At 70.8% G+C, this 13239-nt stretch carries 14 protein-coding genes; 10 read left to right on the forward strand and 4 right to left on the reverse strand.

The genetic code is table 11. The features are described from left to right. The first annotated feature begins 33 nt into the window (after positions 1-33). Both ABNG04_RS01495 and ABNG04_RS01500 read left to right on the forward strand, forming a co-directional pair. Entirely contained in the window at positions 34-732 is a 699-nt protein-coding gene (locus tag ABNG04_RS01495; protein ID WP_371159424.1) for a hypothetical protein, read from the forward strand. Then, positions 729-1037, forward strand: a complete 309-nt coding sequence (locus tag ABNG04_RS01500) for a S24/S26 family peptidase (RefSeq protein WP_371159426.1) — start codon at positions 729-731, stop codon at positions 1035-1037. The genes ABNG04_RS01495 and ABNG04_RS01500 overlap by 4 nt, the downstream gene beginning before the upstream one ends. 320 nt (positions 1038-1357) lie before the next feature. Here ABNG04_RS01500 and ABNG04_RS01505 read toward each other — a convergent pair whose 3' ends face one another. From ABNG04_RS01505 to priS, 3 genes are all read right to left on the reverse strand, one after another. Beyond that, on the reverse strand, positions 1358-2608 hold the full coding sequence (locus ABNG04_RS01505) for an MBL fold metallo-hydrolase (protein ID WP_371159428.1): 1251 nt from the start codon (positions 2606-2608) through the stop codon (positions 1358-1360). Positions 2609-2714: 106 nt separating this feature from the next. Then, positions 2715-3785: a DNA replication complex subunit Gins51 gene (locus ABNG04_RS01510; protein ID WP_371159430.1), complete on the reverse strand. Its 1071-nt coding sequence runs from the start codon at positions 3783-3785 to the stop codon at positions 2715-2717. Positions 3786-3795: 10 nt separating this feature from the next. Continuing rightward, positions 3796-4959 carry a DNA primase small subunit PriS gene (gene priS / locus ABNG04_RS01515; RefSeq protein ID WP_371159432.1) on the reverse strand — a complete coding sequence of 388 codons (1164 nt, stop codon included), beginning with the start codon at positions 4957-4959 and terminating at the stop codon, positions 3796-3798. 106 nt (positions 4960-5065) lie between these two features. Between priS and ABNG04_RS01520 the strand changes: the two genes are divergently transcribed. The 8 genes from ABNG04_RS01520 to ABNG04_RS01555 all read left to right on the forward strand — a co-directional run bounded on the left by ABNG04_RS01520 (position 5066) and on the right by ABNG04_RS01555 (position 11610). Next, the gene (locus tag ABNG04_RS01520) at positions 5066-5290 is read left to right on the forward strand and encodes a hypothetical protein (RefSeq protein WP_371159433.1); all 225 of its coding nucleotides are present in this window, start codon (positions 5066-5068) and stop codon (positions 5288-5290) included. Between the two features lie 63 nt (positions 5291-5353). Then, a complete protein-coding gene (locus tag ABNG04_RS01525; RefSeq protein ID WP_371159435.1) occupies positions 5354-5500 on the forward strand; it encodes a DUF8555 family protein in 147 nt (48 codons plus the stop codon). A 405-nt stretch (positions 5501-5905) separates the two neighbouring features. Further along, positions 5906-6181, forward strand: coding sequence for a PadR family transcriptional regulator (locus ABNG04_RS01530; RefSeq protein WP_004597247.1), 276 nt, complete (start codon positions 5906-5908; stop codon positions 6179-6181). Positions 6182-6448: 267 nt separating this feature from the next. Next, the gene (gene gatD, locus ABNG04_RS01535) at positions 6449-7765 is read left to right on the forward strand and encodes a Glu-tRNA(Gln) amidotransferase subunit GatD (RefSeq protein ID WP_371159437.1); all 1317 of its coding nucleotides are present in this window, start codon (positions 6449-6451) and stop codon (positions 7763-7765) included. Next, entirely contained in the window at positions 7762-8814 is a 1053-nt protein-coding gene (locus tag ABNG04_RS01540; protein ID WP_371159438.1) for a GNAT family N-acetyltransferase, read from the forward strand. Before gatD ends, ABNG04_RS01540 begins: the two co-directional genes overlap by 4 nt. A 78-nt stretch (positions 8815-8892) precedes the next feature. Beyond that, positions 8893-9105 carry a hypothetical protein gene (locus ABNG04_RS01545; protein ID WP_371159439.1) on the forward strand — a complete coding sequence of 71 codons (213 nt, stop codon included), beginning with the start codon at positions 8893-8895 and terminating at the stop codon, positions 9103-9105. 89 nt (positions 9106-9194) lie between these two features. Then, a complete protein-coding gene (locus ABNG04_RS01550; RefSeq protein WP_371159441.1) occupies positions 9195-10472 on the forward strand; it encodes a DUF6498-containing protein in 1278 nt (425 codons plus the stop codon). 142 nt (positions 10473-10614) lie between these two features. Then, positions 10615-11610, forward strand: a complete 996-nt coding sequence (locus ABNG04_RS01555) for an A24 family peptidase (RefSeq protein WP_371159443.1) — start codon at positions 10615-10617, stop codon at positions 11608-11610. Positions 11611-11627: 17 nt separating this feature from the next. Here ABNG04_RS01555 and dnaG read toward each other — a convergent pair whose 3' ends face one another. Beyond that, positions 11628-13226, reverse strand: coding sequence for a DNA primase DnaG (gene dnaG / locus ABNG04_RS01560; RefSeq protein WP_371159445.1), 1599 nt, complete (start codon positions 13224-13226; stop codon positions 11628-11630). Between the last annotated feature and the right edge of the window lie 13 nt (positions 13227-13239).

Below are 13239 nucleotides of genomic sequence, written 5' to 3' on the forward strand. Positions count from 1 at the left end.
TCATTCGCTTGACGACTGGTCGCGGCCGACGACGTGAACGTTGAGCTCCGCGTCGAGTGTCCCGATAGCGACGATACGGTGACTATTGCCGAGGGGACACTGAGAGAGGTGTTCGACGGTCTGCGTGCGAACGCAGGCGAGCCGCTGCGCTGTTCCGGCGAAACCGCACGGTGTTTCGAACCGGGTGAGGCCGTCGAACTCGTGCTGGAGGTGAGCAGCTCCGGTACTACCGAGGACTCTGCCTCCGAACTCGAGTTTTACGCAGAACAGCGCCGGTACAATGCTGGGGCGACCACGCCGTCCGACTCGCTTGCTCAGTGCGACATGGGAGACGAGACGACGCCGTCCGAAGGTATCAGTTGGATCGCGTTCTGCTCCGGATCCGACGTGACGCTCGCTCTGACCATCCTCGATTTCGGTGACCTCGACGACGACGGCGCTCCGAGGTCGCTTACGTGGGAGACCGACGCCGGTGTGAAATACGTCGTCGTCAAATCCGGACAGAACCTCACGATATACGACTACTCCGGTGGCAGTACGACGACCGACACGGTAACGACGGGCGGTAACGACGACGCTGATTTCTACGGCAGCGCCCCGTCTGATAGCCGGTCCTCCGACCCGTGTGAAATGGCGGCTGAGAAGTTCGGGTCAGGTTCATTCTCTAGCAGCGGAACGTCAGTGAAACTGGAATGGGACGAAAAAAATGAAACATTCACCGAGAACTCATGACCGACGAAAACGCACAAAACACGGCGACTGAGGGCTCGTGGTCCGAGGACATCCCGTGGCGGAACATAGCGAACGCCGCCGGGGTGGTCCTCCTCGTTGCGGTCATGATTCCGTTCGTCGTCTTCGCGGTTCCGCAAGTCGTCGGCGCGGACCAGAGCTACGTCGTGCTCTTGGGAAGCATAGAGTCGGCGAGGAGTCCCGGCGACGTCATCATCGTGAACAGCGTCCCGGCTTCGGCGATCGAGCGAAACGACGTGATAACCTTCGGGGGACAAGACGGAGACACGCCGACGACCCACCGGTAATCGAGGTAGTCGAGCAGGCCGAGACCGGGGCGTTCCGGACGCAGGGCGACGCGACTCGGACCGCCGAGAGAGACGAGATCAGCGCAGCCGACACCTCTACACGAGTCGCGCTGACAAAACGCCTGACTGTCGGCAAAACGCAACTCGTCAGGCCGGTTGCCGGCACACGTGGCGATACGGGACCGAGCACGCGCCTCGATTGATTCTCGTTCGCACGCCGTTATCCCTCCAATACTCGGGACAAACGTCCTGTCTGTGAACTGCGAATTCGACGACACAAACGCGAACAGTACCTAAGCCAGTCTCACCTGTGCCGTCTCCTATACCTCGATCCGCTCCCCGATTTCCGGTGCGCTCGCGTCGAACCCGCCCTCCCGAAGCTCGGTCGCGAACGCCTCACAGCGGTCGCCGTGGTTCACGATCACCGTCGCGTCGCGGTAGGACCCGAGGAACCCGACCAGCCCGTCGCGGTCGGCGTGCGCGGAGAAGTCGTACTGCTCGACCCGAGCGCTCACGGGCATCACGCGCCCGTCAATCTCGGCGCGACCCGACTCCAGCAGGTCCCGCCCAGGCGTCCCTTCGACCTGATACCCGGTCATCGCGACCTTGTTCACCGGGTTGGCCCGGATCGCCGGGATGTACGTCATCGCGGGGCCGCCGGAGAGCATCCCGCTGGTGGTGACGATCGCCGCGTTCTCGTCGGCGATGCGCTCGCGCTGTCCGTCGCGGCCGGTGACGAAGCGCGCGTGCGACTTCGCGCGCCGAAGCGCCTCGGGATAGCGGACGAACTCGGGGTACCGCCGCAGCGTCTCGGTGACCTCTTTCCCCATCCCGTCGACGTAGCAAGGGATGTCGTGGGCCGCACAGACCAACAGCAGCTCTTGGGTGCGCCCGATGGCGAACGCCGGGACGACGACCGTTCCGCCCTCCCAGAGCGTCGTTTCGACGCTCTCCGCGAACCGCCGCTCGACTTCGCCCCGGTTGTCGTGTTCCACGTCGCTGTACGTGCTCTCGCAGATCACCACGTCGGCGTCGGGCCGCGCCGTCGTCCCCGCGACCAGCCGCTGGTCGTCGGTGTGGAAGTCGCCGGTGTACAGCAGCCGAGTGTCGCCGTCGTCGACGAGGACGTGCGCCGACCCGGGGATGTGCCCCGCCGCGAACAGCGTCACCTCGTAGCCGCCGCCGTCGATGCCGCCGGCGACCGGGAAGGGGTCGCTGTAGCCGTGCCGCCGCTCGACCTCGCCCAGCCGCGCGACGTGTTCCCGGCCGAACGGGCACAGTGGGCTGTTGCCGTGGAGCTTCAGCGTGTCCTCGGCGAGCGTCCGGGCGAGCTCGCCCGTCGGCGGCGTCCAATGGATCGGCGGCCGCCGGTCGCCTTTCAGCAGCGCGGGGATCGCCCCGACGTGGTCGAGGTGGCCGTGCGAGACGACGACCGCCTCCGGCTCGGGGTCGCGGACCGGATACTGCGGCGGCTCCGCGGCCATGAGTCCGTAGTCCACGAGCAGCGCGTCGTCGACGAGGAGCGCGCTCCGGCCGACCTCGCGGGCGCCGCCGAGGAACTCGATCTCCATCGAGCATTCGTAGCCGCCCGCGGCGTTAGTGTCCGTCGGTCGGCGGAGTGACTCTCCGGGCAGAAGAGTGGCTCTTCAGTCAATCGAGCGACGCCGCTGCCCGGCGTCAGTCGATTCGCTCGGCCGCGTCGCGCTGGACCAGCGGGTCGGCGTTCTCGACCGGGAGGGAGACGACGTCCTCGCTCGCGAGGTCGTACTCCCGCTCGTCGACGCCGAAGATGGCCCCCACGTCGCGGGTGATCCGGACCGTCGCCCGGTCGACAGAACGGCCCGTTTCCGCCCCGCCGCCGGCCGTCGGTTCCGGGATCGGGCCACCGTCCGTCGTCGCTCCGGACTCCGTCCCGTCGCTCGTGTCGCCCGCGGGACGGTCGGCCGCCGCGCTATCGCTCTCCTCGCCCCCGTCGTCGACGCCGACCGCTCCTGGCGGTGCCGGTTCGGGCGGGACCGGCGTCGGGTCATCTCCGCCGTCGCCCGCGGACCTGTCGGTCGGCTCCGGCGCGGCCGGCGTCGAGTCGTCGCCGGTCGCAATCGCCGGTTCCTCGGTCGAGGGGGACTCCCGTTCGGAGCTGCCCATCGCACCGGCCAAGGTGTCCGAGACTGCCGGTCCGTCGTCGGGGTCCGGCGGTCCGGCGTCCGCGTCGGTCGCGGTCGAACCGGTCGGTGCCGGATCGGTCGCAGTCGAATCGGCCGGCGTCGACTCGCCGCCGAGAGCGTCGGGGGCACGCGACGCGGGGGTGTCGTCGGGCGTCGGAGCCTCGTCGTCCGTCGGGACGCCCTCCGTCGCCGGCGACTCGCCGGCGAGCACGTCGAGCACCTCCGACTTGTTCGCGGTGATGCGATCGACGAGGTCGTCGAACAGCCGGCGCTCCTCCGTCGTCATCCCCTCCTCGTCGACCGACATGTCGGCCGCGGCGAAGGAGGCGAGCTTGACGACCTTCCCGACCCGGCGCTCGTAGAGCGCCTCCGCGACCTCCTCTGCGGTCTCCACCTCGTCGGAGAGCCGGCGGATGTCGTCGTCTGCGAACGGGTTCTCGACCTGCTCTGCGCGCCGGTCGCGCGCGGCGCGCAAGTCCGCGACGTACGCGCCGACGTCGTCATAAAACGAGTCCCGCAGGTGCTGGAGGCTGTCCTTCCGGCGCTCCTTCGCCTGCGCGGACCGGAGTTCGTCGAGGTTCATCTGTCGTCGGTCATCGTTCGGGGGCTTTCCGCGCCTCGCCGCGGGCCATCAGGAAGGCTCCCGCGAACTCGGGCACGGTGTTTCTACCGGATTCAACTCTGACGCGCTCGCCGTTTAATTCTACCGTCCGATCCGCATCGGTCTCGATCCGGATCTCGCGGCCGACGAACCGGTTCGGGACCGCGTCCCGGAGCGGGTCGAAGTCGGCGAGCTCGTCGCGGTCGAGCAGCGTGACGACGAGCGCGGAGCCGCCGTGGAGCGTCCCCGGCAGCCGGATGAGCCGCCGGGTGTCAGTCGTCACCGGCTCGTCGATCGGAGCCGCGTCCGCCGCGGTCACGCGCGAGGCGAGCGCGGAGACGAGCCGGCGGACGCCCGGCCCGCCGGCCTCGACGTTGCCCTCGCGCACCGCGGTCGGGTTCCGGTCGAACGCGCCGAGGATCGTCTCCGCGCGCCCCTCGCCGATCCCGTCGAGCTCCATCAGCTCCTCCCGGGCCGCGTCCTCGTCCATCTCGCGGAGGTTGTCGGCGTACCGCACCAGCTCGTCGTGGACGCGCGCGCCCCACCCGCCCTCGGTCCGGAGGACGCGCTTCGTCGTTCCGCGGTCGGAGACGGTGCGGATCAGGCCGTCGGTGTCGAGGTCGATCGCGCGCACGTAGTCGACGATCTCGCGCCGCGCGTCGCTGTCCAACTCCCGGACGCTCTCGTCGCGGACGTGGACGTGGTAGCCGCGCCCGCCCGAGAAGACGACGGTCACGTCGTCGAACGAGAAGTCGTCGTCGACGAAGTCCAGCAGTCGGAGGAGCGCCTCCTTACACGCTTCGAGCATCTCCGGGTACGCGGTGGTCTCGGGGTCGACGCCGGGCAGGTGGTCGGCGTCTAGGTCGAAGACGAGGTCGGCGTTCCGCCACCCCTTCTGCCCCATCGTCGCCGCCCCCGGATTGTCGTAGCGCGCGGCCGAGAAGTAGGCGTGCCGCGGCGCGTTGTCCGCGAAGAACGTGTCGACGTCGCCGAGTTCGGACAGCGCTTGGTGTCGGACCATTGTCGTCCCCGACCCGGGCGTCCACGGGATGTGACCCCACTCGCGGAGGTACGCGTCCGGCGGGAGCGACAGCGACACCGACCGGTAGTAGTCGCCGAATCGCCCCCGGAGGTACTCGCGGGTCCGGTCGTCCATTCGTCTCCTCTCGTACCCGCGGTCGACGTATCAACGTTACCGTTCGCGGGCGCCCGTCGGCAGTATTTAGTCCGGCAGCGTCGTTACCGGGACACGGCCGGTCCCCATGCTCGACGAGATACTCGGCCTGTTCATCGACGAGGTCGCCAAACTGGTCCCTGATGTCGTCTGGGGTGCGTTGTTCCTGCTCATCGGTCTCCTGACGGCGACGATCGGCGTGACGACGCTCCTCGGCGTGGCGACGCTCGGCCTGTCGCCGCGGTTCGGCGGGATCCTGACCGCCGTCGGCGCGGCGCTGGTACTCGGCGTGCTGGTCGCACGGTATCGGTGACCCTCGACCCCGGCGAGCTATCTCGGCCACAACACTATCCGGGACCGCTCCCTATCGTCCCGTATGCGCTCGGAAGAGGAGGTTAGAGAGCAGTACGAGTTCCTCCGCGAACAGTTGGACGACGAGGAGATGAACCACCGCGGCGTTGAGAAGCTGTTCGCGCACTACAAGCGCGCGCTCGGCTGGGTGTTAGAAGAGGAACACATGTGAGCGGCGTACAACACGTTTATTACGCTCTACCCGCTATCATTAAGTGACGCTTCGTCTGGAGGGCCGAAGCGTCAGCGGGGACCAATCGGCAGGCCTGACGCGGCTTTTTTCCGCGTCGGGCGTGCCTTCTTCGGAGCCACGACAGCTAGCGGCCGCTCTCGTCCCGGTCAGTACCGGCCGCGCGAGTCGGCCAGACGCACCCGGTCCGCGCCGTCAACTACGACACATATCAGACGCTGAAAACGACGCTCGACCGCCGACACGCGAACTCGCCCCGTGTGAGCGTTACGGAGTTGACAGAAACGAGGCGGCCGTTTCGGAGCGGTAGGAGCCGGTGATTGGTCGTACGAGGACTGATATAACGGTATATTTATTTATTATCGAAAAGTATGTATTGGCAGTTGTATGTACGACCTCACAGGTTTCCAGCGTGACCTGCTCTACGTGATCGCGGGACTCGACGAGCCGCACGGGTTGGCGATCAAGGAGGAACTCGAAGAGTACTACGAGAAAGAGATCCACCACGGCCGCCTCTACCCCAACCTCGACACGCTCGTCGAGAAGGGACTCGTCGAGAAGGGCCAGCGCGACCGCCGCACCAACTACTACACGCTGACCCGCCGCGGCCGCCGCGAGATCGAGGCCCGCACCGACTGGGAAGCCGAGTACATCGAGCACTGATCCGGCCGCCCGCCGCTCCCGCGATCGACCGACGACCGCCGTCGGCCGCCCGCGCCGACGCTCTCCTCTCTTCCCGAACGCTTCTGTCGCTCCCTCCACGTCGCTTCCCGATCGCCGGCGATCCGTCTCGGCAACCGGTAGACTCGTCTCGGTAGCCGTGGCCTCGTCCCGCCCGCCGCCCGCGCGCCTCGCTCAGCGCGCGTCGGACAGACCGGCGCGCGGCCGAGAACGGTTGGATTCAAGTCCGCCCCGGCGGAACCCGGTCGTATGCAACCGGGAGATCGCGTCCGCGTCAAGCGCGGAGGCGTCACCAACGAGGGCGTACTGCTCCCCTCCACGACGCGCGAGCACCTCGTCGTCAAGCTGGACGGCGGGTACAACGTCGGCATCGACCGCGAGGCGGCCGACGCCGAGGTGCTGGAGTCCGCCGTCCGCGAGGTCGACCCCGCGGCCGAGACCGACGACGGCGACGCCACCTCGGAGATCACGTTCGACGACGAGCTCCCGACCGTCTCGCTCATCTCCACCGGGGGGACGATCGCCTCCACCGTCGACTACCGGACCGGGGCCGTCACCGCGCAGTTCGACGCGGAGGACGTCCTCCGCGCGGTCCCCGAACTCGCCGGTCGCGCGAACTACCGAGGACGCGTCGTCGCCAACATCCTCTCGGAGAACATGGAGCCGTCCATCTGGCGGGAGCTCGCCGCGGCGGTCGCGGAGGAGATCGAGGCGGGCGCGGACGGCGTCGTCGTGATGCACGGCACCGACACGATGCAGTACTCCGCGTCCGCGCTCTCGTTCATGCTCGATTCGCCCGTCCCGGTCGTGTTCACGGGGAGCCAGCGCTCCGCGGACCGCCCCTCCTCGGACAACGTGATGAACGCGGTGTGCGCCGTCGAGGCCGCGAAGGCCGACCACGCGGAGACGCTGGTGTGTATGCACGCGACCCAGTCTGACGACGCCTGCGCGCTCCACCGCGGCACGCGCGTCCGCAAGAACCACACCTCCCGCCGGGACGCCTTCGAGACGGTCGGCGCCGCGCCGCTCGGCCTGATCGACTACGAGCGCGCCGCGGAGGCGGGCGCCGAGGGCGACGCGGCCGACGCCGCCGTCGAGTGGAACCGCGACCCGCGCCCGCGGGGCGGAACCGACGGGAGCGACGCGGCCGATGACGACGCGGTCGCGCTTGAGCCCGACCTCGACGGCGACGTCGAACTCGTCAAGTTCACGCCCGGGATGGACCCGGCCGCGTGGGCGTACCTCGACGACAAGGACGGCGTCGTGATCGAGGGGACAGGGCTCGGCCACGTCCACACCGACCTCATCCCGCGGATCGAGGAGTTAGTCGAAGGCGGGACCGTCGTCGCGATGACGAGCCAGTGCCTCGACGGGCGGGTCTGCGATCGCGTGTACGACACCGGCCGGGACCTCTTAGACGCCGGCGTCGTCGAGGCGGGCGACACCCTCCCCGGCACCGCGAAGGTGAAGCTGATGTGGGCGCTCGTGAACCGCTCGGACCCCGCCGACGCGATGACGCGCGATCTCTCGGGCGAGCTGACCGAGGAGTCGCGGCCCTGGCGATGAGCGAGGCCGCCGACGGCGACGCGTCCGAGTCTCCCCTCGTCGTCCGCGAGGCGCGGCCGGCCGACGCCGACGCGGTCGCGGCGTTCACCCGCGACACGTGGGGCGAGCGCCACGAGGACTACATCCCCCGCGTGTTCCCGGAGTGGGCCGCGTCTGACGACCCGGACCGCGGCACCTTCGTCGCGACGCTCCCTCCGGACGCCGCCGAGGCGGGAGGCCTCGACGGCCGGGAAGCCGGCGACACGCACGTCACGGGCGACGGGGACGGGGTCGCCGACGCGGGCGATCCCGAGGCCGTCGTCGGCTGTATCCAGGGTGCGCTCCTCAGCGAGTGGGAGGCGTGGGGACAGGGGATCCGCGTCGACCCCGCCGCGCGCGGCCACGGCGTCGGGACCGCCCTCTCGGAGGCGGTGCTCGACTGGGCGCGCGGGCGCGGTGCGACCGTCTGCCGCAACATGGTGTTCTCGTGGAACGTCATGGGGCTCGGCCAGTCGCGCGCGGTCGGCTTCGACCCCGCGACGGAGTTCCGGTTCGCGGAACCAGACCCCGACCCGGACGCGCTCGACCGCGACGCTCCCGGGTTCGAACGGCTCGCCGACCCCGACCCGAGCGCGGCGTGGGCGTTCTGGGCCGACAGCAACGCCCGCGACCGCCTGCGCGGCCTCGCGCTCGACCCGGGCGAGTCGTGGGCCTGCTCGCGGCTCACCCGCGAGGAGCTCGCGACTGCGGCCGCCGAGGACCGGCTGCTCGCGGTCGCCGACGCCGACGCGCTCGCCGGCTTCGCGGTCCGGACCCGCGTGACGGAGCGCGAGGTCGACGGCGAGACGACGCGGACCGCGGTCTACGGCGTCGCCGCGTGGCGCGACGTCGACGCGGCGGGCGCGCTGTACGACGCGATCGCCGCCGACGCCGCGGCGGTCGCGGCCGACGACGCCCGCGTGCTGATCCCCGAGACGGTTGAGCACGTGAGCGACACCGGCGCGAACCGGGTCCCGGTCGCGGCGGAGCCGGACTTCGTGATGTGCGCCGACCTCACCGGCGGGCCGTGAGCGGTCGCTCCCGCTGACCGGCGCGAGGGTACCGCCGGGACCGACGACTTCTCATCGGCTCCGGCCGAACGTCACGTCATGACGCTCTTCGGTCTCGCTCTCCCGTGGTCGCTCCCGCTCACGCTCGTGATCTACGGCGTCGTCGTCGCCGCCGCGGTGTGGATCTACCGCGACGCGAGGGCGCGTGGGAGCCGTTACGCGGTCGTCTGGGCCGTCTCGACGCTCCTCTTCACCATCGTCCCGGTGCTTGCGTACCTCTACCTCCACCGCGCCGCCGGCCCGGCGCGCTGAGCGGGGCGCGGCCGCGGCGCGGCCCCGGGCCGCCCCCTCGCAGCCGCCCTCCCGGCCGCTTATGTTATGCGGCCCGGAACGACCGACGGATGCCCTCCCTCCGCCCGCCCGACGGGCTGCGCGCGTTGGGTCGCGGTCACCGACTCCGCGCACTCTCCGTCGCCGTCGCCAACCTGCTCCCGCTCGTCGGCGTGATCGCGCTCGACTGGAACGCGGCCGCGCTGTTGACGCTGTACTGGTTCGAACTCGGGATCGCGTCCGGCTGGGCGCTCCTCCGCGCCCTGTTCGCGGGGCGGCCGTCGGAACTCGACCGCGACGGGCTGATCGTCGGCCCGCTCGGGGAGCGACGCGTTGGGGCCTCGGTGCCGTGGACCGGCGTCGAGGTGCGGCTCTCCTCGCTGCTCGTCCTCCCGGTCGCCGCGCCGATCCTCGGCGTCGTCTGGCTGGTCGTCGGCGTTGTCACCGTCGGGGTGACCGCGGACGGCGGACTGGGGCAGGAGGCGCTCGACACGGTCGCGCTGGCGACCATCGCCGTCTTCGTCAGCGAGGGAGCGACGACGCTCGTCGAGTACTTCGGCCGCGGCGAGTACCGGGAGCACAGCGCGCAGACGGCGATACGGGGCGTGTTCGTCCGGGGCGGGGCGATCTTCCTCGGCGCGCTGGTCACCGTCACCGTCGTCGCCGCAGGGACTCTTGAGAGCGACACGCCGATATCCGCCCTCGACCCCGACGCGATCGGCCTCCCGCTCCTGCTCGGTGTCGTCGGGGTGAAGTTCGCGGCCGACCTCGCCGGGCTGTACGGCGACCGGCTGGCGGCGTTCGACGAGTCGGCGGCGCTCGATCTGGGACTCTCCTACGACCCGCCGTCGACCGAACCGGTCGACGGATCGATCGCGGGGCCGGTCGAGACGGTCCGCCAGCCCCGACGCGCCCGCCTCGCCGGGGCGCTGACGACGCCGCTCGGCCATCCGGGGCTCTGGTACATCGGCGGGATCGTCGCACTCGTCGCGCTCCTGTTCGCGATCGGCGGGAACTTGGCGACCGCCCTCGCCCTCCTCGCGGCCGCGGTCGCGGTCCCGATCGCGCTCGCCGCGGTCGACCACGAGCTCCGGCACGGGCTCGTCGCGTACCGCGCCGGCGACGACGCGCTCGTCGCCCGCGACCGCCTGTTCGGGGTGACCCTGTGGCGCGTCGAGCCGTGGGAGGAGACGGATCTGCGAGTACGACGCGGGCGACTCGACCGGCGGCTGGACACGGAGACCGTCGTGATCGAACTGCGCGACGACGAGTACCGGGTTCCGGGGCTCGCCGACCCGGAGCCGGTCCTCGACGTGTTCGACCGGCGGCCGGACCGACCGGACGAGTGAGGGGGCGGCTCGCTCGCGTCACGTCAGTCGGTGGGTCTCGCCGCACGGTCACGACGCCGGGACTCCCCTCTCGGAGGCGGGCGGTATCGATCGCGATACGCGAACCCGAACGCCTAATTGGGCCGCCCCCGCCCGTGGAGACATGTTCGCGACGCTGCCGGACCTCCTCCGACTCGTCGTCGTCCCCGTGTTCGCGTGGGCGGCGATCCGGGACGTCCGGACCCGACGCCTCCCGAACCGGCTGTGGCCGCCGCTGTACCTGTTCGGCGCGCTGCTCCTGATCTGGGAGGCCGTCTCGCTGTGGCCGTTCGCGGGGTTCGACGGCCGGGTGTTCCTCCTCCGGGCCGCGATCAGCCTGCTGTTCGTCGCACCGCTCGGCTACGCGTTCTGGTACCTCGGCGCGTTCGGCGGGGCCGACGCGAAGGCGATGATCGCCTTAGCGGTGATCTTCCCGACGTTCCCGGCATACAAGCTGGGATCGCTCGTTTTCCCGCTCGTCGACACCGACATCGGCGTTTTCTCGCTGACGGTCCTCACGAACACGGTGCTGCTCGGCCTCGCGTACCCGTTCGGGCTCGCGGTCCTCAACCTCGCCCGCGGGGAGGCCTCCTCCAGTATGTTCTTCGCGCGGCCGGTCGCGACCGACTCGTTGCCCGACCGGCACGGCCGCCTGTTCGAAGATCCGGACGGGCCGACGCGAGGCGGCCTCGACCTGGACGCGCTCCGGATGTACCTCCGCTGGCGGGGCCTCACGCTCGCCGACCTCCGGAGCGAGCCGGGGCGGCTCCGCGACCCCGACTCGGTCGGGGAGACGTTCGAGCCGACGGACGGGGGAACCCACGTCGGCCCGCGGACCGACGGGGGACGCGCGGTCGACGACGGGGCCGGGTCGGCCGACTCGCCTCCCGACTTCGCGGACCCCTGGGCGGCCGAGCGGTTCCTCGACGAGATCGACCACGGCGCGTACGGCACGGACGCCGCGACGCTCCGCGACGGCCTCGAGGTCGTCGCCGGCGCGGACCGCGTGCTGGTCTCGCCGGGGATGCCGTTCGTCGTCCCGATGGCGGTCGGGCTCGTCGTCTCGCTGACGTACGGCGACGCGCTGTTCGCGGTGCTGGGCGCGGTCGGCCTGGTCTGACCTCGGTCGCCCGCCGCTCAGGCCTCGGCCCGCACGTCGGCGGCGGCGAGGACGCGCGTCCCGGCCGGCCGCTTCACGAACTCGCCGAGGTCGCGACCGATCAGGTCGCCGACGCCGCGCTGCGCCGCCACGTCGAGGAGCCGCTGGTCGACGATGCCGTCGACGACGACCGCCTGCGGCGCGGGGTCGGCGTCCTCGACCGCGTCGAACGCCTCGGCGGCGTCGACCTCGTCGACGACGTCGAACTCGTCGCCGAGGAGCCGCGCGTGGCCGGTCTCGCCGCCGACGACCGCGCTGACGTGCGCCGCGATCGACCGCGGCTCGTCGGATTGCTCCGCGGTCTCGTCGCTACTTTGGTCGGTCTCGTCGGCGACCTCGTCCGTTTCCTCGGCCTCGCCGCTCTCGGCACCCTCCCGATCGGCGGTCGGCGTCGGGTCCGTCTCCTCGGACGGGTCCGCGTCGCGGTCGTCGTCCGCTCGCGAGTCGCGCTCCGCGGCGACAGCATCCACGTCGACGCCGGCGCCGGATTCGATGCTCACCGTCTTCCCGGCGTCGTCGGGCGGCTGATCGCCGGTGTCGTCGGGGTCGTCCGCCGACCCCTCGGTCGCCGGTGCCGCGGGCTCGCCCCCCGTCTCGGAGTCGGGCGACGCGGTCGACTCGAGCGACGCGCCGGCCGCTCCGCCCCCCGACGGGTCGTCCGGCAGCGCGCCGCCGTCGCCGACGCGCGCGACCGATCCGGGGCGGTCGTCGCCCGCCGGGTCCCCGTCGTCGGTCGACTCCTCGTCGTCAGCGGCCGCGCGGAGGTCCGACGCGTCCGCGAGGCTCGCGTACGGGACCTTCCCGCGGAGCGCCTCGAAGACGGCGTCGCGGTCGAGGTCCTCGACGGACTCGCCCGGGGGCGCGAACGCGACGTAGTCGACCTCGCCGACCTGCGCGAGCTCGCGGAGGATGAGCTCGCCGCCGCGGTCGCCGTCGAGGAACGCGGTGACCGTCCGGTCGGCGGTCAGGTCGGCGACCGCCTCGGGGACGTTCGTCCCCTCGACGGCGACCGCGTTCTTGATCCCGCAGTCGAGCAGGGTGAGCACGTCCGCGCGCCCCTCAACGATGATGACGGCGTCGGAGTCGCCCACTCGCGGCCCGGCCGGGAGCCCCCGGTAGTCGACGATGCCCTCGACGCGCGCGGCGTCGCGCACCTCGTCTAACACGTCGCTGCTCGCGAGGCTCGTCTCCTCGAAGCCGCCGGCGATCAGTTCCTTGGCGCGCTCGACGACCTCGCGCCGCTTGGCCGCCCGCACGTCCTCGATGCTCGTCACCTCCACGGAGGCGTGACAGGGGCCGATGCGGTCGATGGTCTCCAAGGCGGCCGCCAGGATCGCGGTCTCGACCTTGTCGAGGCTCGACGCGACGGTGACCTCGCCGAACGACTGGCCGTTCTCGGACTCGACCGAGACGTCGATCCGGCCGACCCGCGAGGACTCCTGGAGGTCCCTGAGGTCGAGCTCGTCCCCGAGCAGTCCCTCGGTCTGGCCGAACACCGCGCCCACGACGTCGCTCCGCTCGACGACGCCGTCGGCCGCGATGGTGGCGTGTATCAGGTATTTCTCTGTGTCTTTCATGAGTGGTGAATGG

The sequence above is a fragment of the Halorubrum miltondacostae genome (assembly GCF_041379815.1).
Lineage (GTDB): Archaea > Halobacteriota > Halobacteria > Halobacteriales > Haloferacaceae > Halorubrum > Halorubrum miltondacostae.

Coding starts and splice junctions, on each gene's coding strand:
- ABNG04_RS01500 (WP_371159426.1), top strand. CDS start 729: ATGACCGACGAAAACGCACAAAACACGGCGACTGAGGGCTCGTGGTCC.
- ABNG04_RS01505 (WP_371159428.1), bottom strand. CDS start 2,608: ATGGAGATCGAGTTCCTCGGCGGCGCCCGCGAGGTCGGCCGGAGCGCG.
- ABNG04_RS01510 (WP_371159430.1), bottom strand. CDS start 3,785: ATGAACCTCGACGAACTCCGGTCCGCGCAGGCGAAGGAGCGCCGGAAG.
- priS (WP_371159432.1), bottom strand. CDS start 4,959: ATGGACGACCGGACCCGCGAGTACCTCCGGGGGCGATTCGGCGACTAC.
- ABNG04_RS01520 (WP_371159433.1), top strand. CDS start 5,066: ATGCTCGACGAGATACTCGGCCTGTTCATCGACGAGGTCGCCAAACTG.
- ABNG04_RS01525 (WP_371159435.1), top strand. CDS start 5,354: ATGCGCTCGGAAGAGGAGGTTAGAGAGCAGTACGAGTTCCTCCGCGAA.
- ABNG04_RS01530 (WP_004597247.1), top strand. CDS start 5,906: ATGTACGACCTCACAGGTTTCCAGCGTGACCTGCTCTACGTGATCGCG.
- gatD (WP_371159437.1), top strand. CDS start 6,449: ATGCAACCGGGAGATCGCGTCCGCGTCAAGCGCGGAGGCGTCACCAAC.
- ABNG04_RS01540 (WP_371159438.1), top strand. CDS start 7,762: ATGAGCGAGGCCGCCGACGGCGACGCGTCCGAGTCTCCCCTCGTCGTC.
- ABNG04_RS01545 (WP_371159439.1), top strand. CDS start 8,893: ATGACGCTCTTCGGTCTCGCTCTCCCGTGGTCGCTCCCGCTCACGCTC.
- ABNG04_RS01550 (WP_371159441.1), top strand. CDS start 9,195: ATGCCCTCCCTCCGCCCGCCCGACGGGCTGCGCGCGTTGGGTCGCGGT.
- ABNG04_RS01555 (WP_371159443.1), top strand. CDS start 10,615: ATGTTCGCGACGCTGCCGGACCTCCTCCGACTCGTCGTCGTCCCCGTG.
- dnaG (WP_371159445.1), bottom strand. CDS start 13,226: ATGAAAGACACAGAGAAATACCTGATACACGCCACCATCGCGGCCGAC.